General features: G+C 70.4%; 21 protein-coding genes. 9 read left to right on the top strand and 12 right to left on the bottom strand.

The features are described 5' to 3' along the window. Window positions 1–651 precede the first annotated feature (651 nt). Complete coding sequence (locus ACIBF5_RS19160; RefSeq protein WP_396813338.1) at window positions 652–1,017, bottom strand: hypothetical protein; 366 nt, start codon at window positions 1,015–1,017, stop codon at window positions 652–654. Between the two features lie 393 nt (window positions 1,018–1,410). Between ACIBF5_RS19160 and ACIBF5_RS19155 the strand changes: the two genes are divergently transcribed. Continuing rightward, complete coding sequence (locus tag ACIBF5_RS19155; protein ID WP_396813336.1) at window positions 1,411–3,105, top strand: cellulose binding domain-containing protein; 1,695 nt, start codon at window positions 1,411–1,413, stop codon at window positions 3,103–3,105. A gap of 100 nt (window positions 3,106–3,205) precedes the next feature. Here the strand turns inward: ACIBF5_RS19155 and ACIBF5_RS19150 are convergent, their stop codons facing one another. Continuing rightward, window positions 3,206–3,919, bottom strand: a complete 714-nt coding sequence (locus tag ACIBF5_RS19150; RefSeq protein WP_396813334.1) for a hypothetical protein — start codon at window positions 3,917–3,919, stop codon at window positions 3,206–3,208. 176 nt (window positions 3,920–4,095) lie between these two features. Next, entirely contained in the window at window positions 4,096–4,905 is an 810-nt protein-coding gene (locus ACIBF5_RS19145; RefSeq protein WP_396813332.1) for a class I SAM-dependent methyltransferase, read from the bottom strand. A gap of 185 nt (window positions 4,906–5,090) precedes the next feature. Between ACIBF5_RS19145 and ACIBF5_RS19140 the strand changes: the two genes are divergently transcribed. From ACIBF5_RS19140 to ACIBF5_RS19125, 4 genes are all read left to right on the top strand, one after another. Then, on the top strand, window positions 5,091–5,804 hold the full coding sequence (locus ACIBF5_RS19140) for a spermidine synthase (RefSeq protein ID WP_396813329.1): 714 nt from the start codon (window positions 5,091–5,093) through the stop codon (window positions 5,802–5,804). Window positions 5,805–5,986: 182 nt separating this feature from the next. After that, window positions 5,987–6,415, top strand: a complete 429-nt coding sequence (locus tag ACIBF5_RS19135; protein WP_396813327.1) for a hypothetical protein — start codon at window positions 5,987–5,989, stop codon at window positions 6,413–6,415. Then, window positions 6,412–6,861 carry a thiol-disulfide oxidoreductase DCC family protein gene (locus ACIBF5_RS19130; RefSeq protein WP_396813325.1) on the top strand — a complete coding sequence of 150 codons (450 nt, stop codon included), beginning with the start codon at window positions 6,412–6,414 and terminating at the stop codon, window positions 6,859–6,861. Before ACIBF5_RS19135 ends, ACIBF5_RS19130 begins: the two co-directional genes overlap by 4 nt. Continuing rightward, the gene (locus tag ACIBF5_RS19125; protein WP_396813323.1) at window positions 6,824–7,522 is read left to right on the top strand and encodes a TetR family transcriptional regulator; all 699 of its coding nucleotides are present in this window, start codon (window positions 6,824–6,826) and stop codon (window positions 7,520–7,522) included. The genes ACIBF5_RS19130 and ACIBF5_RS19125 overlap by 38 nt, the downstream gene beginning before the upstream one ends. A gap of 81 nt (window positions 7,523–7,603) precedes the next feature. On the opposite strand, the gene ACIBF5_RS19120 is transcribed toward ACIBF5_RS19125, so the two are convergent. Together ACIBF5_RS19120 and ACIBF5_RS19115 are read right to left on the bottom strand one after the other, a co-directional pair. Further along, window positions 7,604–8,743 (bottom strand): acyl-CoA dehydrogenase family protein, encoded by a 1,140-nt coding sequence (locus tag ACIBF5_RS19120; RefSeq protein ID WP_396813320.1) that lies wholly within the window; start codon window positions 8,741–8,743, stop codon window positions 7,604–7,606. Further along, complete coding sequence (locus ACIBF5_RS19115; RefSeq protein WP_396813318.1) at window positions 8,740–9,855, bottom strand: M24 family metallopeptidase; 1,116 nt, start codon at window positions 9,853–9,855, stop codon at window positions 8,740–8,742. The genes ACIBF5_RS19120 and ACIBF5_RS19115 overlap by 4 nt, the downstream gene beginning before the upstream one ends. A gap of 244 nt (window positions 9,856–10,099) precedes the next feature. Between ACIBF5_RS19115 and ACIBF5_RS19110 the strand changes: the two genes are divergently transcribed. Further along, complete coding sequence (locus ACIBF5_RS19110) at window positions 10,100–11,080, top strand: aldo/keto reductase (RefSeq protein ID WP_396813597.1); 981 nt, start codon at window positions 10,100–10,102, stop codon at window positions 11,078–11,080. 71 nt (window positions 11,081–11,151) lie between these two features. Then, window positions 11,152–12,072, top strand: coding sequence for a 5'-3' exonuclease H3TH domain-containing protein (locus ACIBF5_RS19105; protein WP_396813316.1), 921 nt, complete (start codon window positions 11,152–11,154; stop codon window positions 12,070–12,072). 146 nt (window positions 12,073–12,218) lie between these two features. Here the strand turns inward: ACIBF5_RS19105 and ACIBF5_RS19100 are convergent, their stop codons facing one another. Then, entirely contained in the window at window positions 12,219–15,068 is a 2,850-nt protein-coding gene (locus tag ACIBF5_RS19100; protein WP_396813314.1) for a DEAD/DEAH box helicase, read from the bottom strand. A gap of 86 nt (window positions 15,069–15,154) precedes the next feature. On the opposite strand from ACIBF5_RS19100, the gene ACIBF5_RS19095 reads away from it, so the two are divergent. Continuing rightward, window positions 15,155–15,928 (top strand): HAD family hydrolase, encoded by a 774-nt coding sequence (locus tag ACIBF5_RS19095; RefSeq protein WP_396813312.1) that lies wholly within the window; start codon window positions 15,155–15,157, stop codon window positions 15,926–15,928. 45 nt (window positions 15,929–15,973) lie between these two features. Here the strand turns inward: ACIBF5_RS19095 and ACIBF5_RS19090 are convergent, their stop codons facing one another. The 6 genes from ACIBF5_RS19090 to ACIBF5_RS19065 all read right to left on the bottom strand — a co-directional run bounded on the left by ACIBF5_RS19090 (window position 15,974) and on the right by ACIBF5_RS19065 (window position 20,715). Further along, on the bottom strand, window positions 15,974–16,924 hold the full coding sequence (locus ACIBF5_RS19090) for a diacylglycerol kinase family protein (protein ID WP_396813310.1): 951 nt from the start codon (window positions 16,922–16,924) through the stop codon (window positions 15,974–15,976). 90 nt (window positions 16,925–17,014) lie between these two features. Beyond that, complete coding sequence (gene tatC / locus ACIBF5_RS19085) at window positions 17,015–17,947, bottom strand: twin-arginine translocase subunit TatC (RefSeq protein ID WP_396813308.1); 933 nt, start codon at window positions 17,945–17,947, stop codon at window positions 17,015–17,017. An 18-nt stretch (window positions 17,948–17,965) separates the two neighbouring features. After that, entirely contained in the window at window positions 17,966–18,265 is a 300-nt protein-coding gene (tatA, locus tag ACIBF5_RS19080; protein ID WP_396813306.1) for a Sec-independent protein translocase subunit TatA, read from the bottom strand. Between the two features lie 198 nt (window positions 18,266–18,463). Beyond that, window positions 18,464–18,712, bottom strand: coding sequence for a hypothetical protein (locus ACIBF5_RS19075; protein WP_396813304.1), 249 nt, complete (start codon window positions 18,710–18,712; stop codon window positions 18,464–18,466). Window positions 18,713–18,722: 10 nt separating this feature from the next. Next, window positions 18,723–19,697, bottom strand: coding sequence for a helix-turn-helix transcriptional regulator (locus tag ACIBF5_RS19070; RefSeq protein WP_396813302.1), 975 nt, complete (start codon window positions 19,695–19,697; stop codon window positions 18,723–18,725). 22 nt (window positions 19,698–19,719) lie between these two features. Continuing rightward, window positions 19,720–20,715, bottom strand: a complete 996-nt coding sequence (locus ACIBF5_RS19065) for a helix-turn-helix transcriptional regulator (protein WP_396813300.1) — start codon at window positions 20,713–20,715, stop codon at window positions 19,720–19,722. 103 nt (window positions 20,716–20,818) lie between these two features. Here ACIBF5_RS19065 and ACIBF5_RS19060 point away from each other — a divergent pair, with 103 nt between their 5' ends. Then, on the top strand, window positions 20,819–21,775 hold the full coding sequence (locus tag ACIBF5_RS19060) for a cation diffusion facilitator family transporter (protein ID WP_396813298.1): 957 nt from the start codon (window positions 20,819–20,821) through the stop codon (window positions 21,773–21,775). Window positions 21,776–21,783 lie beyond the last annotated feature (8 nt).

The following is a 21,783-nucleotide window of genomic DNA, read 5'->3' as shown; positions in this document are numbered from 1 at the left end:
ACAGGAAGATCGGGTTGCTGAGCGCCGCCATGTGCCAATCGGTTGGCGTACCTCGATACGGACGAACGCCGATTCCCGCGCGGTGGTGCGCCATCCGACGACGCCTGATCCATCGCTGGGCAGGGCTTCGCGGTACGCCTTGCCTCGATCGGTGTGGAAGCTGGCCGTGCCTGACGGCACGCCGCGTACGTCCACCCGCATCACCGCCGGCTCGTCGCAGGTCTTCAGCCGCCCGCTGATCCCGGCGTCGCGAACACCGGCGGAGACGGTGAAGGACAGCTCGATGGCGACCGACTCGGTGATCCAGCTCCGGCCAGCCCCGGATGCCGGCGAGGATCGTGTCCGTGCTGAGCTCGTCGGCCAGCACGACAGTGTGCGGTACGCCCAACCGGTCCTTCAGGTGGACGTCGCTGTTGCCCGTCGCCAGGCGCTGTCCATGGTGGATGCCGGTGGCGAGGCCACGTCCCCACTCGGCCAGGGCCCCCTCGTTGTTGGCGTTCCAGGCCGCTCCGAGCGGGCCCCGGTCGCCGTGCATGTCGGACGTGTTGTGCTCGGTGATCGCCATGAAGTCCAACCCGACCTCACAGGCACTGGCCGCGCAACGGAGGGCTCTGGTCTTGGAAGCTCGTGGCGGTACCCGGCGGCGGAGGCTCAGGCGGGGGCCGGCGGTCCCGCCGGGTGCGGTCCCCCGGACGCGATCGGTGTCGGGCGCGGTGGATCGACCGGCCCGGGTAGTGCCGCGGCGATCAGGATGCCGGCTGTCAGGGCCACGACGGTCGCGCCGGGGACAACCGAGATGCCGTCGGCCGGAGAGTTCGTACCCGCGAGGGTGAAGAGCATCGACGAGCCGAACATGGAGAACAGCAGGCCAGCGAAGACCACCGGCACGGTGACGAGGGCGCCGCCGACGGCGGAGAGCGCCGACCAGAGCACGACGGTACGGCGCCGTCGGCCCGTGGAGGACCGCGTCGAGGCGGCGCCGGTACGCCGGCAGACCGCATCCGATTCGCGACGCACCGTCGCGGGGATTCGCGGGGATCCACCCCGCGCGCGACTCCCGGTCGCCCATGGCAGCTCTCCGCAGTCACCGGTTGTCGGAAAGTTTCCGGGAACGGCTCGACCGCCGGCAGCGTGCTGACCTCACGTGTCGACAACGACAGATGACACCGGACTGCGCCTCGGACCACGTGGCAGCGATGTGGACACTCAAGGGCATCCCAGGCATCGAACCGTTGCCGCTATCGATGGCCCCCAAGTTCAATGATCGCCGGGCGGCGATCGGCAAGAAATGCCGAAAACTTCCGGAAACATGTTGACGCACACCAGGGTCTTGCTCGACTCTTGGACATACCGAGACATCCGTGATCATCAATTTGGTCGCTCCACCACCCCACCGGAAGGAGAGCCCTAGTGGTCATCAGCTCGGGCCGCTCGAAGATCCGATCGTCAGTCGTCCTGCTGGCTGTCGCGGCACTCGCGGTCACCGGAGCGGTAACCGTAGTAGCGAGAACCACCACCGCCCAGGCCGCCACCGACAGCCTCGTGGCCGCCGCGGCCGTGGAAGACGAGGGCGCCGACTGCCCGGTGCCCGGCTCGGTTCCCCTGACCGCCAACTCCAGGCTTCCCGATCCGTTCAGGAAGGTGAATGGGACACGCATCTCCGCCAAGTCCGAATGGCGCTGCCGGCGCGCAGAAATCAAGGAACTGGCGGAGAGGTACGTCTACGGCGACAAGCCCAGAAAGCCGGCAACCGTCACGGGTACGGTCTCGAATACCAGCATCACCGTGAGTGTGACGGACAATGGCAGGAGTTCCAGTTTCTCCGCAGGTGTTCAACTGCCGAGTGGGTCCGGCCCCTTCCCGGCCGTCGTCGTCCTGGGTGGACTCGGCGCGGACACAGCCACCATCAGGGCCGCTGGTGCCGCCATCATCAGCTACGACCCCCTCGCGGTCGGCCGAGAGGGCACGCCGCGCAACAACAAACAAGGCGCGTTCTACAGCATCTACGGCGCATCGAGCAGCACCGGTCTGCTCGCCGCCTGGGCATGGGGCGTGAGCCGAATCATCGACGTCCTCGAACAGTCGGGCGGCAACATTCTCAGAGCGGATGCGACTGGCGTCACGGGATGCTCGCGCTACGGAAAGGGCGCCTTCGCGGTCGGTGTGTTCGATCAGCGCATCGCCTTGACCATGCCGATCGAGTCCGGAAGCGCCGGCGCTCCGATCTTCCGTGGGATCGCCGGGGAGTCCGGTGCCCAGCCTCTGAGCAGTGCCTACGGGGAGCAGCCCTGGCTGGGCGACGCGTTCAGTTCCTTCACCGGCAACCCGAACACGTTGCCCGTGGACACGCACGAAATGGTGGCCATGGTCGCGCCACGAGGACTGTTCATCATGGAGAACCCGCACATCGACTGGTTGGCCGCGCGATCCGGGAGTGTGGCGGCCCTGGGCGGAGCGGAGGTCTACAGGGCACTCGGCGCGGGGGACAACATCACCTACTGGTCCGATGTCCAGGACGGCACCCACTGCGCCTCCCGGACCGAATGGCGGACCCCGTTGCAGCAGAACATCCAAAAATTCCTGCTGAAGACGGGCAACGCTCCTGGGACGATCAGGATCTCAAGCAGGAAGGCGGGCAACCTGGCTGAATGGCGGGACTGGCAGACGCCCACCCTCTCCGACGGCCCGACCACGCCGCCACCCACAACCACACCGCCACCCACAACTCCGCCGCCGACCACACCGCCACCCACGACTCCGCCGCCGACCACACCGCCACCCACGACTCCGCCGCCGACCACCCCACCCGCCGGTAGTGGCTGCTCGGCCTCGGTGTCGATCAACCAGTGGACGGGTGGTTTCGTCGCCACGGTACGGGTCACCGCCGGCTCCGCGCCGGTCAACGGCTGGACGGTCTCCGTGCCCCTGCCGTCGGGCGTCAGCGTCACCAACGCCTGGAACGCCAACCGCAGCGGAAACACCGGCACGGTTCAGTTCACCAATGTCAGTTACAACGGCTCCATTGCCGCCGGGCAGTCGACCGAGTTCGGCTTCCAGGGCACCGGTACGGGCACCGGAATAACCCCTACCTGCTCCGCCAGGTAGTCGTCCCTGGTCGGCGCGAGAGACCGGTGTAGGGGCAACGAGCCTCCACACCGGTCCAGCCCTTCCCGGGCTCACCCGCCGCAACGGGTGCGAGCGACTCTCAGACCAGCAGCGCGGGTCTCATCTCCGCACCCAGATTGATCCCGCCGACCACCTGTCCGCTGGCGGGGTCGTAGACGTCGATGGTGTTGTTGCGTCGCATCAGATGCCGGGCCGGGGGCGGCAGCGGAGGCGGTTCCTCCATGGCCGCGCGGAGCTGTTGGGCGGTGGAGATCAGCCGGTGGGCCAGCGAGGCACCGTCGACGTCCACCCGGACACGGCCGTACTCCCAACCAGCGGCGGTAAGGTCGAGCACCTCGAACACGTGCGCCAGCAGCGGATACGGGTCAGCCATCCGTACCAGCCGGGGCGCCCGCGCGCCGACAACCGTGACGGCTGCGGCCACCTGCACGTACGGGTGGAAGCCACACGGCAATGCGAACAGTGGATACCGCAGCTGCGGCCCGGCCACCTCCCACAACGGCCGATAGTTCCGGCGGTCGACCTCGAATCGATGACCGCTGCGCCGGTACAGGTCGGCAACCTGGGCGTGGAGTTCCTCGTGCGCCTGGTCGGCGAACTCACTGACGATCCTGGCCGCTACGGCCACACCGTCGTCGCCCTCCAGCAGCCGCGTCACCGTGTCGGCCTGCTCGGCGAACCGGACCTGCACGCCTGGGCCGAACCGGTGCCGGACGTCCTGAAGCAGTGACTCCTGCCGGCTCGGATCGTGCTCGACCTGTCTTCTACCGAGCAGAGACCGGAACCACCGCATGTCGCCTCGTTTCAGCAGCCGCCTGAGAACCCGGCCATGCTAACTGAGTGACCGATCGACGATGGTGTCGGACCGTGCCGCCTGGTGGGAAGAGAACGCCCGTCGCCGCCCTGCTCCACATCCGCCCCACCGGGCCCGCCGACCGGCGCCGACACCCGGTGGGGCGACGGCGTACGTCAGGCACGGGCGACCGCGATCAGGTGGCTGCTCGCGCCGAGCAGGCTCGGCTCGCTCTCCACCCGACGGAGCATCTCCAGCAACAGGGCGGTCCGTTCCGGATCGGCCAGGATCCCGCCCAACCCTGGGCCGACCTGCCAGACCGGGCCCTCCACCGCGACGATCCGCTCGACGACCAGGCCCGCCTCCGTCACCTCGGCGGCGACCTCCGCCGGGTGGTGGAAGTAGGCGCTGGTGAACCAGGTCCGCTCCGGGTCGGCGCCGCGACGTACGCCACCGAGGTGAACCCCGCCGGCGAGCACGTGCTCAACCAGCGGCCGGAACCCCGGATCGTCGAAGAAGCCGTGCACGAAACCGTCGAAGAGCGACGCGTACCTGCTGATCAACGCCGCCGCCACCACACCCCCGGGGCGGACCACACGCCGCGCCTCCCGCCACGCCAACACCCGCTGCTCCCGCTCCAGGAGGTGGTAGAGCGGACCGAGCAGCAGCACCGCGTCGACACTCGCGTCAGCCTCGGACAACGAACGGGCGTCCCCGAGCGCGGCGGTCACACCGGACCGGGCAGCCGCCGCGGCCACGTGCTCGGGCACCGGATCGACCACGTGCACCCGGTAGCCGGCGTCGGCGAGCGGCGCCGCGTACACGCCGGTGGCGCCGCCGACATCCAGGATCTCGGCCGGCGGGTCCGGCAACACCCGGGTCAGCACGTCCCAGGTGCGCAGGAACTCCAGTCGACCCTGCCCCTCGGCGAGGCGGTCACGTTCGCCACCGCGCCGGTAGTACTCCGCGATCTCGTCAGACAACATCCGTCGATGCTCCAGCCCGTGCCGGACCATCGGCAATCGATAATCACGCCCCGAACACCCCCGCGTGGCCGCTCCGATCAGGGCCGACGCGCCGAGCGGTCGCTTCCGCGCGGGTCGCCGTTCGGGCTAGTCTGCCGGGACGGCCATGCCATCGGGCACCTTCCTCACGGCGGAACAGGGACACCTTGAGTAGTCGGTTCGAGGAACTTGCCTGGCGCGAGACACCGATGGGTGCGATCAGCCTGCGCCGACGGCGGGACCCGGGCCTCCAGGTCGACGTCTACGAGGTCAAACTCGACGACGAATACCTCATGTCGAGCCTCTTCAACGTCGCCGAGATCGCACTCGCCCGCCTCGGGCTGGCGGAGCTGTCCGGCAAGGAACTGGACGTCGTCGTCGGAGGGCTCGGGCTCGGTTACACCGCGCAGGCGGCGTTGCAGGATCCGCGCGTACGGTCGTTGACGGTGGTCGAGGCCCTCGATGACGTGATCGGGTGGCATCGGGACGATCTGTTGCCGTACACCGCCGGGCTCGCCGCCGACCCACGCTGCCGGCTGCGTCAGGGCGACTTCTTCGCCCTTGCCGCGGGCGGCGCCGGCTTCGACGACACCGCGCCGGGGCGCCGATTCGACGCGATCCTGGTGGACATCGACCACACGCCCCGGCACCTGCTGCATCCCAGCCACGGCGCGTTCTACCAGCCGGCCGGGCTGCGCCGGCTGGCGCACCACCTGCAACCGGCCGGAGTCTTCGCACTCTGGTCCGACGATCCGCCGGAGGCGGAGTTCATGGACGCGTTGACGCAGGTCTTCCCGACCGTGCGGGCCGAGGTCGTGGCGTTCCCCAACCCACTGCACGGTGGCGAGTCGACCAACACCGTCTACGTCGCGAAGGCGTAGCTCCCAGGCCGGGACTGCGGAGGCGGCGGTCCCTCCTGAACGGACGCCGGATGGTCTGTCGTCGACGTTCTGTTCGCATCGCCCCGCATTCGCGATGTGACCCGGTCCACCTTGAACACGTTCAACACGTGTCGTACGCTCAGCGGGCCACAATCTGAACGCGTTCAAGAAGGGCGTCAAACGTGGACATCAAAGTGTGGATGTACCTCGTCTACCTCGCGATCAGCATCGGCCTCACCGTCTGGGTGGCCAGCACGTTGTCCCGCAACGGGCTGGTGTTCCTGGCCGAGGTCTTCCACGACAGCGGCCTCGCCAAGGCCGTCAACAGTCTGCTCGTGGTCGGCTTCTACCTGCTCAACCTCGGTTACGTCACGGTCGCGATGAAGTACAGCGGCCACATCGGCTCGACCAGTCAGGCGATGGAGACACTGTCGAAGAAGATCGGCCTGGTGCTGCTCGTACTGGGCGCTCTGCACTTCTTCAACGTCTTCGCACTGAACCGCTACCGGCGGGGCCGGCTGCGCCAGAACGCACCACACCCGCCACTGCCGCCGGCCGGACGACTGCCGCTGGCACCCCCGACCGGCCCGTTGCCGCCAGCACCGGCGTGACAACGCCAGCAGCCGCCGATCCCACCGGTCACGGGGCCGGTGGGATCGGCATGTTCACCGTCCTCTACGACGCGCACTGCCGACTCTGCCGGTCGGCCCGACGCTGGCTGGAGTCGCGCGCCCAGTACGTACCGCTGGAGTTCCTGCCGGCCGGCTCGACCGACGCCCAGCGGCGCTTTCCGGGCCTCGACCACGACGCGACGCTGCGCGACATCACCGTCGTCGCCGACACCGGCGACGTGTACGTGGGCGACGGCGCCTGGCTCGCCTGCCTCTGGGCGCTGGTCGACTACCGGGCGACCGCCGACCGGCTGGCCCGGCCACACCTGCTACCGCTGGCCCGACGGGTCGTCGCCAGCGCGGCTGCCGTGCGCGAACGGCACCGGGACCCGAGATACGGTGACGACGATGACCGAGCAGACTGCACCGACGACCGCTGCGGCTGAACCGACGACGGTACGGGGTGAGCAGACCCGACAACTGATCCTCGACACCGCGATGCGGCTGTTCCGGGAGCGCGGGTACGCCCAGACGACCATGCGGGCCATCGCCAAGGAGGCCAACGTCGCGGTCGGCAACGCCTACTACTACTTCGGCTCGAAGGAACACCTGATCCAGGAGTTCTACCGTGGCACCCAGGTCGAACACGCCGCCGCGGCAGCCGGAGTGCTCCGTCGCGAGGTCGACTTCGCCGCCCGGCTGCGCGGCGTACTGCACGCCGGGGTCGACGTACTCGGCCCGTCGCACGCGTTCGCCGCGACCTTCTTCAAGACCGCGGCGGAACCGACCTCACCGCTGAGCCCGTTCTCGGCGGAGTCGTCCGAGCCCCGTGCCGCCGCGATCGGACTGTTCCGGGAGGTGCTGGCCGGATCCACCGTGAAGGTCGACCCGGAACTCCGACCCGAACTGCCGGAACTGCTCTGGCTGGCGTACCTGGGGGTGATCCTCTACTGGGTGCACGACCGGTCACCCGGGCAGACGAAGACCCGGGCCCTGATCAACGGCGCGGTGCCGCTGATCGACCGGTTGGTCGCCCTCTCCCGGCTACGGGTGCTCCGACCGGTGACCCGTGAGGTGCTCGACCTCATCCGTACGCTCCGGCACTGACCCGGGCGCGTTAGGAAGGGCCCCTTCCGCTACCAAAAGCGATAACAAGGGGCCCTTCCTTTCCCAGGGGGGGCGGGTTTGTTAGTGGGTGAAGGAGCGGGCGATGACCATCCGCTGGATCTGGTTGGTCCCCTCCACGATCTGCAACACCTTGGCCTCACGGAAGAATCGTTCCACCGGGTGGTCCGCGACGTAGCCGGCACCGCCGAGCACCTGCACCGCGTCCGTGGTCACCCGCATCGCCATGTCGGTGGCGAAGAGCTTCGCCTTGGCCGCCTCGATCCGGTACGGCCGACCCGCGTCCCGCAGCCGGGCCGCGGCGAGGGTCAGCGCCCGCGCCGCCGCCACCTGGGTCGCCATGTCGGCGAGCAGGAACCCGATCCCCTGGAAGTCGATGATGGGCTGGCCGAACTGTTCCCGCTCCCGCGCGTACGCCAGCGCGTAGTCCAGGGCGCCCTGGGCGAGCCCGACCGCGCAGGCGGCGATGCCGAGCCGACCCGAGTCCAGCGCGGCCATGGCGATCCGGAACCCGGCCCCCTCCTCCCCGATCAGACGCTCGGCCGGCACCCGGGCGGAGTCGAAGACGATCTGGGCGACGGGCGAGGAGCGCAGCCCCATGGTCCGCTCCGGCAGCTGCGGTTCGATGCCGGTGGTGCCGGCGGGGGCGAGCAGACAGGAGATGCCGCCGGCACCCGGGCCGCCGGTGCGGCAGAAGACGTTGTAGAAGTCGGCGCTGGTGGCGTGCGTGATCCACGCCTTGGTGCCGGTGACCCGATAGTGCTCACCGTCGCGGACGGCGCGGGTGGTCAGCGACGCGGCGTCCGAACCGCCCTGCGGCTCGGAGAGGCAGTACGCACCCAGCAGTTCGCCACCGATCATCTCCGGTAGGAGCTTGCGCTGCTGTTCGGTGCCGTACGCGGCGGTCGGGTAGCAGGAGAGGGTGTGCACGCTGACTGCCTCGGCGACGGCGAGCCAGCGGCTGGCGAGGATCTCCAGGGCCTGCAGGTAGACCTCGTACGGCTGCTCGGCGCCGCCGTACTCCTGCGGGTAGGGCAGGCCGAGCAGCCCGCTGCGGCCCAGGGTGCGCAGGACCTCCCGGGGAAACTCGGCCCGGGACTCGAAGTCCGCCGCTCGGGGGGCGAGTTCCCGGTCGGCCAGCTCGGTCACCAGGTCGAGCAGTTCGTGGGCCTCGTCGCTGGGCAGGATCCGGTCGACCGTCATAGCTCCACCAGCTCCGTCGGTACGGTGTTGAGTCGTTCGACGCCGTCGGCGGTGCAGACGACGATGTCCTCGATCCGGGCACCGTGCCGCCCGGATCGGTAGATGCCCGGCTCGATGGAGAACGCCATCCCCACCTCGAGTGCCCGGTCGTTCCCGACGACCAGGTACGGGTCCTCGTGCCCGTCCAGCCCGATGCCGTGCCCGGTACGGTGCAGGAACTCCGGCCCGTAGCCGGCGTCGGTGATCAGGTCCCGGGCGGCGGCGTCGACCGCCTGCGCCGGTACGCCGGGCCGGACGGCCGCGACCGCGGCGTGCTGGGCGGCGTGCAGCACCTGGTAGTAGGCGACGAAGTCGGCCGGCGCGGTGCTGCCGAGGATGTAGGTACGGGTGGCGTCGGAGCAGTAGCCGGTCGGCATGGTGCCGCCGATGTCGACCACCACCGGATCGCCGGCCTCGATCCGCCGGTCGGAGGTGGTGTGGTGCGGGCTGGCGCCGTTGGGGCCGGAGGCGACGATGACGAAGTCGACGCTCGCGTGTCCGGCGGCCCGGATCGCGTCGGCGATGTCGGCGCCGACCTCCGCCTCGGTACGCCCCGGTCGCAGCCACCGCGACATCCCGGCGTGCACCGAGTCGATCGCCGCGCCGGCCTCGCGCAGTGCGGCCACCTCGACCGGCGACTTGCGCAGCCGCAGCTCCCGCAGCACCTCCCCGGCCAGCCGCTGGGTGGTGTCGGGCAGCGCGGCCCGCAGTGCCAGGACCTGTTCGGCCCACATCCGGTTCCCCAGGCCGACGGAGCCGACCGGGCCGCCGAGTGCGCGGACGACCAACGGGTAGGGGTCGGTGCCGTCGCTGTGCTCGACGATCCGTACGCCGGTGCCGGATGCCGGTGACGCCTCGGCCGCCGGCCGCTCCAGGGCCGGTACGACCAGCGTCGGTTCGCCTCGGGCGGGCAGCACCAGGCAGGTGAGCCGCTCCTGTGCGTGGGCGTGGTACCCGGTCAGGTAGCGCAGGTCGGAGCCGGGGGTGATCAGGAGGGCGTCCAGCCCGGCGCGGGCGGTGGCCCGCTGCGCGGCGGCGAGCCGCTGTGGTGGGTAGAGGTCGTCTGTGCGCACACCCACAGCTTAACGGTCGTTCGGGTGAGCGCCGTCACCCGAGGAGGTCACATCGGGTGGATACCCCGGGTGACCTCCCTCGAACGGCCGGCGTCGCCCAGTACGTCGGTGTGGTCGACAAACTGGTCCACCGCACCCACCAGCGGCCGTGCCCGCAGCTCCGGGTCGGTGACCGCCGCACGCGGGGCATTCCGGGTACGAAGTCCATTGACACCGCGTGCCGCCTAGGCTGGCCGGCATGACTATGGAATACGTTCGGCTCGGCGCCACCGGCTTGCGGGTCTCGCGGATCTGTCTCGGCATGATGAGCTACGGATCCCCCACCTGGCGGGACTGGGTGCTCGACGAGACCGGCGGCGAACCGCTGGTCCGGCGTGCGGTCGAGCTGGGTGTCACCTTCTTCGACACCGCCGACGTCTACTCCCTCGGCGCCAGCGAGGAGGTCACCGGCAGGCTCCTGGGCAAGCTCTTCGACCGGCGCGACGACTACGTGCTGGCCACCAAGGTCTACAACCAGATGAGTGACGGCCCGAACGACCGGGGGCTGTCCCGCAAGCACATCATGGCCTCGATCGACCACTCGCTGCGTCGTCTCGGCACCGACCACGTCGACCTCTACCAGACCCACCGCTGGGACTACGACACCCCGATCGAGGAAACCATGTCGGCGCTGCACGACGTGGTCCGCGCCGGCAAGGCCCGCTACCTCGGCGCGTCGAGCATGTACGCCTGGCAGTTCGCCAAGGCGCAGCACGTCGCCGAACGCAACGGCTGGACCAAGTTCAGTTCCATGCAGCCGCACTACAACCTCGTCTACCGGGAGGAGGAGCGGGAGATGCTGCCGCTCTGCCTCGACCAGGGCGTCGGCATCATCCCGTGGAGCCCGTTGGCGCGTGGCCTCCTGGCCGGCACCCGTGGCCGGGGCGACGACCGGCGGACCACCCGGGCGCACTCGGACAGCTTCGGCGACACGCTCTACGACGAGTCCGACTTCGCCGTGGTCGACGTCGTCAACCGGATCGCCGAACAACGTGGCCTGCCGTCCGCGCAGGTGGCCCTCGCCTGGCTGCTGCACCAGCCGGCGGTGACCGCCCCGATCGTCGGTGCCACCAAGCCGGGCCACATCGAGGACGCGGTCGCCGCCGTGGGGATCGCCCTCGACGACGACGAACGCGCCGCGCTGGAGGCTCCGTACCGGCCGCATCCGGTACGCGGTCACTCCTGACGTACCGCCTACGCGACTCGTGCCGGGGCGTCGGCTCCGGCACGAGTCGCGACTGTGCCAGGCTGTCGTACGTGACCGACCGACGCCCCCTGCTCCTCGTCGACGCGCCAAGCCTCTATTTCCGGGCCTACTTCGGCATTCCGGAGTCGGCGGCCCGTGCTCCGGACGGCAGCCCGGTCAACGCCGTCCGGGGTTTCCTGGACATGCTCGCCACGCTCGTCCGCAGCCGCCGGCCGGATCGGCTCGTCTGCGCCCTGGACTCCGACTGGCGGCCGGCCTGGCGGGTGGCGCTGCTTCCCTCGTACAAGGCGCACCGGGTCGCACCGGCCGGCGGCGAGGTGGTGCCGGACACGCTGGTCCCCCAGGTGCCGCTGCTGCTCGACGTGCTGGCCGCGATCGGCATTCCGGCGATCGGCGCCGACGGGTACGAGGCGGACGACGTACTCGGAACCCTCGCCGCCACCCAACCGGGACCGGTCGAGGTGGCCTCCGGTGACCGGGATCTGTTCCAACTCATCGACGACGCCACCCCGGTGCGGCTGCTCTACTGCGGCCGGGGGGTGGCCAAGCTGGAGGACTGCGACGACGCCGCCGTACGTGCCAAGTACGGCGTGCCAGCCGCCGGCTACGCCGACTTCGCCGCGCTGCGCGGCGATCCGAGCGACGGCCTGCCCGGGGTTGCGGGGGTCGGCGAGAAGACCGCCGCCCGACTCATCGAGCGGTACGGCAGCCTCGCCGGAATCCTGGCCGCGTTGGACGACCCGACGTCCGGTTTCGCCCCGGGCCTGCGGACGAAGCTCGTCGCCGCCCTGGACTACCTGGCGGTCGCGCCCCAGGTGGTACGGGTCGCGCAGGACGTGGCGCTGCCTGCCCTCGACACCCGGCTGCCGAGCGTTCCGGTCGACCCGGACCACCTGTTCACGCTTGCCGAGAAGTGGAACCTCGCCGGTTCCTGCCGCCGTCTGGTCGACGCCCTAGCCGCCACCACCTGACCCCCGCCGCCTCCCCGTTACCGCCACGGGAACGGCGATGCGGCGCCCGTCGCGAGGATCGGGCCCGTGCCGGCGATCGCCGGTACGGGCCCCGTCAGCGGTGGTCTACCAGCCGGCCGGGAGTGACCGGAGAGCTGACCGCCCGGTCACGCTGCCGCGTGATACGCGAGAACTCCTCGGTTTATCGCCACCATCGCCTGACGGGCGGTCGCCCGCAGCTCGGCGCTGGCGCCGGCCGCGTTGGAGAGCTGGCCAAGCAGGTCGACAACCTGCCGGGTCCAACGGACGAAGTCGCCGGCAGGCATGTCGCCGTCGAGGTTGTGCCCGCTGCCCAGCACCTTGGTCAGAGCCTCGCCCCTGGCCCACCGGTAGATCGGCCAGGCGAACCCCAGATCCGGCTCACGGGTCGATTCCAGTCCTCGGGACGCCTCGTCGGCTTCCAGCTCACTCCAGAGCTGCAGGGTGGCGTCGACGGCGTCGGAAACACCGCCGCGCGGCAGCGAGGCCCGCTCCTCACTGTCCCGCCGTGCCTCGAACACCACCACCGAGACCGCTGCCGCCAGTTCGGCCGGGGCGAGACCGTCCCAGATTCCACGGCGTAGGCACTCGGCGACCAGGAGGTCCGCCTCGGTCCAGATCCGACCGAGCATCCGGCCGGCGTCGGTCACCTCGCCGTCCGCGGTCAGGTAGCCACGAGCGGCGAGCAGGCCACAGATCCGGTCGAAGGTACGGGCGAGCGAGCCGGTCCGGCCGGCCACCCGCTCACGAAGCTCGTCGGTGTCCCGCTCCAGCCGGCGACGACGCTCGGCCCAACGGGCGTGCTCCTCCCGATCGTTGCAGGCATGGCAGGGGTGCCGACGTAGTTCGGCCCGCAGTTGCGCCAACCGGTCGTCCTCGCCCGCGCCGCCACGTCCCCGGGCGCCCCGCCGGGAACGGCGGTCCAGACCAAGGCTGTTCAGTTCCGCACCGAGGTCCCGACGCGCCGCCGGCGAGCGGTGGTTGAAGTTCTTCGGCACCCTGATCCGGGCCAGCACCTCGGCCGGCGTCGTGAAGTCGGCCGGGGTGACCCGGCCGGCCCACCGGTCCTGGGTGAGCACCAACGGACGGGGCTCGCCGAATCCGGGGGCGCCCGGTTCGAGCACCACCGCGAGCCCGGCCCGACGGCCGGTCGGCACCCGGATGACGTCACCCACCCGCAACCGCTCCAGCGCGGTTATCGCGGCGTTGCGGCGCTGGGTCTGCCCCTGGCGGTTGAGCGCCCGTTCCCGCTCGCCGATCATCGATCGGAGCGAGAAGTACTCGTCGAAGTCGCCGTGGTGGCAGTGCGCCTCGGCCGCGTACGCCTCCATCGTCTCCACGTTGCGCTGCACCTGCCGGGCGAGGCCGACCACCGACCGGTCCGCCTGGAACTGCGCGAACGACGACTCCAGCAGCACCCGTGCCGGCTCGGCGCCGACCGAGCCGACCAGGTTGACCGCCATGTTGTACGACGGCCGGAAGCTCGAACGGAGCGGATAGGTCCGGGTGGACGCCAACCCGGCCACCTGCCGGGGATCCACCTCCGGCGACCAGACCACCACCGCGTGCCCTTCGACGTCGATGCCACGGCGCCCGGCCCGTCCGGTGAGCTGCGTGTACTCCCCCGGCGTCAGCTCCACGTGGGCCTCGCCGTTGAACTTCACCAGCCGCTCCAGCACCACGCACCGAGCCGGCATGTTGATACCCAGCGCCAGGGTCTCGGTAGCGAAGACCGCCTTGACCAGCCCTCGGACGAAAAGTTCCTCGACCACCTCCTTGAAGGCGGGCAGCATGCCGGCGTGGTGGGCGGCAAGCCCGCGCTCCAGCCCGTCGAGCCACTCCCAGTAGCCGAGCACCGCAAGGTCCTCGCCGGGGATGCTGGTGATCCGCCCCTCGACCACCCGACGGATCTCGACCCGCTCCTCCGGCGTAGTCAGCCGCAGTCCGGCGGCGAGGCACTGCTGGACCGCCGCGTCACAGCCCGCCCGGCTGAAGATGAACAGGATCGCCGGCAGCAGTTCCTCCCGTTCCAGCCGCTCGACGATCTCGTGCCGCAACGGGCCGCGCCACCGTGGTCCCCGGCCGCCGCCGCGCCCCCAGCCCGGCCCGTGGGTACGGCCGTCGCCGAGTTCGAGCCGACGCAGCATCTCCCGGGTGTAGCGGAGCAGTTCGGGGTGGACGTCGTGCTTACGCGCCGCGTCCGCGTCGTGGAAGAGGTCGAAGTTGCGCCGGCCGACGAGCATGTGCTGCCAGAGCGGGACCGGACGGTGCTCGCTGACCACCACCTCGGTCTCGCCCCGTACGGTGACCAGCCAGTCGGCGAACTCCTCGGCGTTGGAGACGGTGGCCGAGAGCGACACCAGGGTCACCGACTCCGGCAGGTGGATGATCACCTCTTCCCAGACCCCGCCCCGGAACCGGTCGGCGAGGTAGTGCACCTCGTCCATCACCACGTAGGCCAGGCCGGCCAGGGTCGCGGAGCCGGCGTAGAGCATGTTGCGTAGTACCTCGGTGGTCATCACCACCACCGGGGCGTCGCCGTTGATCGCGTTGTCGCCGGTGAGCAGGCCGACCTTGTCGGCGCCGTACCGGTCGACCAGGTCGTGGTACTTCTGGTTCGACAGCGCCTTGATCGGCGTGGTGTAGAAGCACTTCCGTACCGGCCCGGCTTCTGTGATCAGCGGGAAACCGTCGTCGGTGACCGGGTCACCATCGAGGTCGGGGCCGTCCACGCTCACCACCGTCGGGCGGTCGCGCAGCGCCAGGTGGACCGCGAACTCGCCGACCACGGTCTTGCCGGCACCGGTCGGGGCGCAGACCAACACACCGCTGCCCCGCTCCAGCGCCTCGCACGCCGAGCGCTGGAAATCATCCAGATCAAACCCTAGGTCAAGGGCGAACTCGTGCAACGCGGGAAAGTTGTTGACCTGCGCGGCCCGGCGGCGCGCCGCTGCGTACCGCTCGGCGGGGCTCGACATAGGGTCAAGATTAGTGCGTGGCTACGACGCACGGTTGGTGAGGCCGTCGAACAGACGGGTCGGACCCGGTCGGTAGGGTGCACGACGTGCCGGACCATGCCGAACCGCCCAAGCCCCGTACGCCGAGCGGACCCGCCAGCGCGCTCACGGCACCACCACGCCGGCCGGTCGAGGCGGTGCTCTTCGATTTCCACGGCACCCTCGCCCAGGTGGAGGATCCGATCTCCTGGGTTGTCGCCGGTGCCGCCGAGTGCGGGACCGCCCTCGACCGAGGCCGGGCCACCATCCTCGCCGACAGGTTGATCACCGCCGGTCGGGCCGGCGGCCCGCTGCCGAACCGGATCCCGCCGCAACTCGCCGAGGTGTGGGCCAACCGTGATCTCTACGAGTACGCCCACCGGGCCGCGTACACGGGGCTCGCCGCCACGGTGAACACCGGGGTCGAAGGGCTCGCCGAGGCGCTCTACGAGCGACTGCTCCGCCCGGAGGGGTGGGTGCCCTACACCGACACGGCCAGCGCCCTGCAAACGCTGCGGGCGGCCGGGATTCCGGTTGCGGTGGTCAGCAACATCGGCTTCGACATCCGACCGTTCTTCGCCGCCTGGGGCCTCGACGCACTGGTTGACGCGTACGTGCTCTCGTACGAGGTCGGCCGTTGCAAGCCCGACCCGGACATCTTCCGGCGGGCCTGCGCGGCGCTGCGGGTCGATCCGGAGCGGGCGCTGATGGTCGGCGACAGCCCGGCGGACGCGGGTGCGGTCCGCGCCGGCTGTGCCGCGCTGGTGCTGCCGGCGGCGGAGGCCGGCCGGGCGAACGGACTGGGCGCGGTCATCGACCTGGCGATCGGCAAGAACGACTGAGTGACGGCCTCGGGGCCGGACCCCCGTGGCCGGCCACTGGACCACTCAGCGGAGGAGACGCACCGCGCCGGGTACGGCCGTGACCGTCACCGGCAGCGGACCGATTCGCTCACCGTCGGCATAGCCGACGATCTCTCCGGCGGCGTGAAGTTCGACCGTCCGGGCGCGGTAACCCCGCACCAACGGGTGGTCGAGGTGTGTGCCCTGGTAGACCTGCGGCTTGATCCGCATCAGTGTGCCCCGCCCCACCGCTCCGGCGACCACCACGTCGAGCAGCCCGTCGGTGGGATCGGCGTCCGGACAGATCCGCATGCCGCCGCCGTAACTGGCGCAGTTCCCGACCGCCACCAACACCCCGTCGAACCGGTGCGCGACCCCGTCCAGCCGCATGGTGTAGGAACGCGGCCGGAGTCGGGCCAACTCGACCAGGATCGCCAGGTCGTACCGCCGTCGGCCGCGCGGCCAGCGCATCAGGTTCGCCCGCTCGTTGACGATCGCGTCGAACCCCGCGCCGAGCACCGCGCCGTACCAGCGGGTTCCGGTGCCGGGACCGGTCAGCCGGGCCAGGTCGACGGGATGGGTTCGACCGACTCGCACCGCGTCGGCGACCACCCCGGCGGCGACGAGCGGGTCGGCCGGAAATCCGGTCTCCACCGCGAAGTCGTTGCCGGTGCCGACCGGCACCGGACCGAACCCGACCGGGGTGCCGGCGACCGCCTGGAGCGCCAGGTGCACCGTCCCATCGCCGCCGACCGCCACGAGTGCGGCGGCGCCGTCCGCGACCGCCGCGTGACAGCTCTTCTGGGCCTGTGCGGCGGTATCCGCCTCCAACAGCCGCACCGGCCGTCCGGCCGCCTCCAGCCGGGCCAGTACGGCGGGAAGCAGGTCCCGGTGTCGACCCCGGCCGGCGGTCGGGTTCGCCAGTACGGCGACGGGACCGTCGCCGAGTGGGGTGGACGCGGCGCCGGTCGGGTCACGATGATCAGGGGCGGTCACGGCGAGCACGGTACCGCCCGGCGCCGAGGAGCAGGATCCCTCGTTCGCCGGGCGGTGGTGACCGTCAGGTCATCGTCGTGGTGACTGCCCTCAGGTCATGTCGTCGTAACGGCTGTCGATCGGCTGCGGCGGGGCGACCGGCGCGACCGCGTCAACCCGCGCCCCGGCCTCGACCGGCTCCGGCTCGTGCGTCAACGGCGAGACCTCGTCGTCGTCCAGACCGGCGTAGACCTCCTTGCCCCGCCCGCGCCGCTTGTCGTTGATGAACGCGACCCCGACCGCGGCGAAGTAGAGCACGCAGAGGCAGAGTGCCAACGCGGTCATGCCGAACGGGTCCGGTGTCGGCGTGACGACCGCGGCAAAGGCGAAGAACAGGAAGATGACCACCCGCCACCAGCTCAGCAACCGCCGGCCGCTGGCGATCCCAACGAAGTTGAGCATCAGGATCACCAGGGGGAACTCGAACGCCACCCCGAAGAGCAGGATCAGGTTGGTGACGAACGAGATGTAGCGGGTGATCTCCAGCGTCGTGTCGATGTCGCTGCCGGAAAAGCCGATCAGGAATTCCAGGCCCTTACGGACGACGAAGAACGCGAGAAACGCACCGGCGGCGAAGAGCGGGGCGGCAATCGCCGTGAAGAAGTAGGCGTACTTGCGCTCGTGCCGGTGCAGTCCGGGCGCGATGAACGCCCAGAGCTGGTAGAGCCACACCGGTCCGGCGACGATCAACCCGACCCAGAGCGCGATCTTCAGGTCGAGAAGGAACACATCGGCGACGCCGAGCTGTACGAACTCACACGTACCGTCCGCGCGTTTGGAGCCCGGCAGATCACAGTAGGGCTGCTGGAGCAGCTCACGGACCGGCGTAGCGAGCCAGAAGCCGACTCCGAAACCGACCAGGATCGCCAGCGAGGCGCGGAAGAGCCGGTTGCGCAGCTCGCGGATGTGCTCGATGAGGGTCATCGAGCCGTCCGAGGCCCGCTCGAACTTCGTCGGACCGCGTCTGCGGAGTGCGAAGGCCACGGTGCTCGGGCCCCCGGGTCAGTTGTCGCGGACGCGCTGCACCGGGTCGTTGACCGGCGGCGCGGGCGGCTGGTAACCCTGCTGGTGCACGCTGCTCGGCTGGATCACCGGGTCCGGCGTGTACGGCTGACGGCTGTGCTGCGCGTCGGCCTTCTCGGCCAGGTCCCTGTCATCGTCGGCGAGGCTCTTGGTCTCGGCCTTGATGATGCGCAACGAGCGGCCGAGCGAGCGGGCCGCGTCGGGAAGCCGCTTCGCGCCGAAGAGCAGGATCAGCACGACCACAAGTACGGCGATGTGCCACGGCTTGAGGGCACCCATGGGAAGCTCCAGTCGGTCTTCGTGGATTGCGAGTGTCGGGCCCTATCGTACGTGTGTATCCGGCCCATGCCACCCGACTGGATGCTGCCAGTTGCATCCAGTCGGTGAAGTCTTGACCAACTACGACGCTCCGTCAACCCGCGTCGGAGGCACTCCCCCCACCGGGCCGGCGATTCCCTGGCGGCACCGGCGAGCCGGTCACTCCCCGTGCTTGGCCTTGATCAACAGAAGTCGTCGTTGGGCGACCTCGGCCTGCCGTTGCAGGGTGAGCAACTGCTCCTGCAACGCCTGCGCTCGCGAACCGAGCGCCTCGACCTGCTCCTGGCGCCGCAACAACGCCAGCGCCGCCCGCTCCAGGGCGGGCAGCCGGGTCAACAACGGACGAATCGCCAGTGCCAACAGCACCAGGGCGAAAAGTACCACCGCAAGCACGATCCAGGTCACCACGTCGGTCAGCCTAGTGCCCGGCCGGGACGGGCGCCGGAACGGCGTACGCGTCCAGCGCCGCGGCGGCCTGGTCGCGTACCTGCTCGACGAGGTCGATTGGCGAGACCACGGTGACCTCCGGCCCGAGACCGAGCACGAACCGGCGGGCCCAGTCGAGGTCGGTCACCCGCAGCGAGACCAGCCACTGCTCACCGTCGGGCTCGACCCGCTCGCAGGGGTAGTACTCGGTGATCCACCGACCTCCCCGCCCGACCCGAAGGGTCACCAGTGGCAGGTCCGGTGAGGGTTGGAAGACTCCGGCGCTGAGATCGTGCAGTCGCGCCTGCGGCGGTGCCATGGCCGGTTCGTCCAGCTCGGTCTGCGCGTCGATCCGGTCGGCCCGGAACAACCGGACCGCCTCGGCCCGCCGGCACCATGCCTCCAGGTAGGCACGGCCACCCACCATCAGCACCCGAATCGGGTCGATGGTGCGTTCGCTGGTCTCGTCCCGAGCGGCGGTGTAGTACGTGATCCGCAGCGCCCGTCCGCGCCTGACCGCCCCCTGCAACGCCTCGACCTGGTCGGAGTCGCCCGGCAATCGGACCTCGACCGGCGCGTCGGCCAGGTCGCCCGCCGCGTCCTCGATCTTGGCAAGCGCCCGCTCGATCGCGTCCCGGTTGGCGATGCCCGGCGTCTCGGCCAGCATCCGGAGCGCGACCACCAACGCGAGCGCCTCGTCCGGGGTCAACCGCAGCGGCCGGTCGATGCCGGCGTCGTAGGTGATGGTCACCCGGTCGCCGTCGAAAGCCATGTCGATCAGGTCACCGGGGCCGTAACCGGGCAGGCCGCACACCCAGAGCAGCTCCAGGTCCTCACGCAGCTGGCGTTCGCTGACGCCCAGGTCGGTGGCGGCCTCGGCCAGCTCGATCCCGGGCCGTGCCAGCAGGTACGGCACCAGGTTGAGCAGCCGGGCCAGTCGGTCGGCCGAGGCCCGCGATCCACTCATGACGTCCCCTCGTCACACGCGCTCATCCGGTCACCCCGCTGGCCACCACGTCATGCCGAGTGGTGATCTCCTTGAGGCGCTGGATGACCGCCTCCCGTACCTCTGGCGGATCGATAACCCGCACGTCGGGACCGTAGCCGACGAGGATGCCGGCGAGCCCTTCCGGGTCCGCGTACGGCAACACCAGCCGGTCACCGTCCGGACCGGAGACGACCTCGCGGGCCCACCGCCGCAGACCCGCTCCCCGTCCGGGGCGGACCAGCACGGTGGCCCGACCGGTCCGCTCCACCGGACCGGACCAGCGTGCGACGTGGCTGATCAGGTCGACTCCCTCGGGTGGGCGGTAACCACCGGGGCGTCCGGTCATCCGCACCGTGCCGACCACCCTCGAAAGGCGGAAACAGCGGGTCGCCGCCCGGTCGAGGTCGTGTCCGACCACGTACCAGCGGGCCCGCCAGCAGACCACGCCCCAGGGTTGCAGTCGGCGGGTGGAGGGCTGGTCCTCGTCCGGCACCCGGTAGTCGAAGGTGACCGCCCGACGGTCCCGGGCGGCGGCGGTGAACGGCGCGAAGGCGGGATCGACGGTGACCACCGGTTCCATGCCCAGGGTCGCCTGCGGGTCCACGTCGATACCGGCGGCCCGCAGCTTCGCCAGGCCGGAGGAGGCGGCGGCGGCCAGGCCCGCGTGCTGCCAGAGCCGGGCGGCGATCCCCACCGCGGCGGCCTCGTCCGGCTCCAGTGGGATCTCGGGCAGGGCGTACTCCCGATGGGCGATCCGGTAACCGGGCTCGGTGTCGAACACGCTCGCCGTGCCGGTCTCCAGTGGGACCCCGAGTTCCCGCAGCTCAGCCTTGTCCCGCTCGAACTTGCGCTGAAACGCCTCGTGGTCGCGCGGGTCGTCAGCGTCGTGCTCGTAACCGGGCACGGTCGCGGCGATCTGGGCGGCGGTCAGGAACCGCCGCGTGGACAGCAGACATATCACCAGGTTGACCAGGCGTTCGGTGCGGCTCCGCGACACCTGCAAGACGCTAGCAGTGTTGGCCCGTGGTGTACGAACCCACACGGGCACATGGCACCGCAATCCATCCGTCAGCGCCCTGGGCAGGTCATAGGCTGACGACATGGCGAGATCGCCGGAGGGTGCGCAGAGCGTCGGCACGGTCATCATCGCCGGCGTGGCCAACCTGACGATTGCCGCCGCGAAGGTGGTGGCGGGCCTGCTCAGCGGCTCCGCGGCGGTGCTTTCGGAGGCCGCACACTCGTTCGCCGACACCACCACCGAAATTCTCCTCTTCGTCGCGCTGCGCCGGGGCTCCCGACCCGCCGACGAGGAACGGCCGTTCGGGCACGGCCGCGAGAGCTACGTCTGGGCGTTCCTGGCCGCGGTCTTCACCTTCGTCGGCGGTGGCGTCTTCTCGGTCACCCAGGGCGTCCACGCGATCCAGACGGACCAGCGCCAGGACGACAACCTGATCGCGTACGTGGTGCTGCTGATCTCCTTCGTCGCCGAGTCGGTCTCACTGAACCGGGCGACCCGGCAGATCCGCCAACGGGCCCGGCGTTTCTCGGTCAGCCCGCAGCAGGTGGTGCGCCGTACCCCGGACACCACCGTGAAAGCGGTCTTCTTCGAGGACAGCGCCGCCCTGATCGGGCTGGTGCTCGCCGCCGCCGGGGTGGGCCTGTCCGAACTGACCGGCGACCCGTTCTGGGACGGACTGGCCTCGATCATGATCGGGGTCCTGCTCCTGGTGGTGGCGGTCACCCTCGCCCGCAGCAACCTCTCCCTGCTGATCGGTCGCTCGGCTGGGCCGACGACCCGCAACGAGATCTACCAGGAGTTGGCCGGGGTGCCGACGGTGGAACGGATCGACACCCTGCTGACCCTGCAACTGGGTCCGGACGAGATCCTGGTCGCAGCGAAGATCGATTTCGCCGACACCGCCAACGCCGCCGCGATCGAGGCCGCCGCCGACGAGGCCGAACGACGTCTGATCGCCCGCAACCCGGCCGTACGATTCGTCTTCCTCGACCCGACCGGCACCCGCTCCCCCGACCGCCGCGATCCCGGACCGGACTGACCCGCCGC

The sequence above is a fragment of the Micromonospora sp. NPDC050417 genome, assembly GCF_044458865.1.
In the GTDB taxonomy this organism is placed as follows: Bacteria; Actinomycetota; Actinomycetes; order Mycobacteriales; family Micromonosporaceae; genus Micromonospora_G.
The sequence above is the reverse complement of the archived record's forward strand: the minus strand, read 5'-3'. Positions and strand labels throughout refer to the sequence as shown.

Excerpts from the sequence above, each read along its gene's own strand:
- ACIBF5_RS19150 (WP_396813334.1), bottom strand. The coding sequence starts at position 3,919 with ATGCGGTGGTTCCGGTCTCTGCTCGGTAGAAGACAGGTCGAGCACGAT.
- ACIBF5_RS19145 (WP_396813332.1), bottom strand. The coding sequence starts at position 4,905 with ATGTTGTCTGACGAGATCGCGGAGTACTACCGGCGCGGTGGCGAACGT.
- ACIBF5_RS19125 (WP_396813323.1), top strand. The coding sequence starts at position 6,824 with ATGACCGAGCAGACTGCACCGACGACCGCTGCGGCTGAACCGACGACG.
- ACIBF5_RS19120 (WP_396813320.1), bottom strand. The coding sequence starts at position 8,743 with ATGACGGTCGACCGGATCCTGCCCAGCGACGAGGCCCACGAACTGCTC.
- ACIBF5_RS19110 (WP_396813597.1), top strand. The coding sequence starts at position 10,100 with ATGGAATACGTTCGGCTCGGCGCCACCGGCTTGCGGGTCTCGCGGATC.
- ACIBF5_RS19100 (WP_396813314.1), bottom strand. The coding sequence starts at position 15,068 with ATGTCGAGCCCCGCCGAGCGGTACGCAGCGGCGCGCCGCCGGGCCGCG.
- tatA (WP_396813306.1), bottom strand. The coding sequence starts at position 18,265 with ATGGGTGCCCTCAAGCCGTGGCACATCGCCGTACTTGTGGTCGTGCTG.
- ACIBF5_RS19070 (WP_396813302.1), bottom strand. The coding sequence starts at position 19,697 with ATGAGTGGATCGCGGGCCTCGGCCGACCGACTGGCCCGGCTGCTCAAC.
- ACIBF5_RS19060 (WP_396813298.1), top strand. The coding sequence starts at position 20,819 with ATGGCGAGATCGCCGGAGGGTGCGCAGAGCGTCGGCACGGTCATCATC.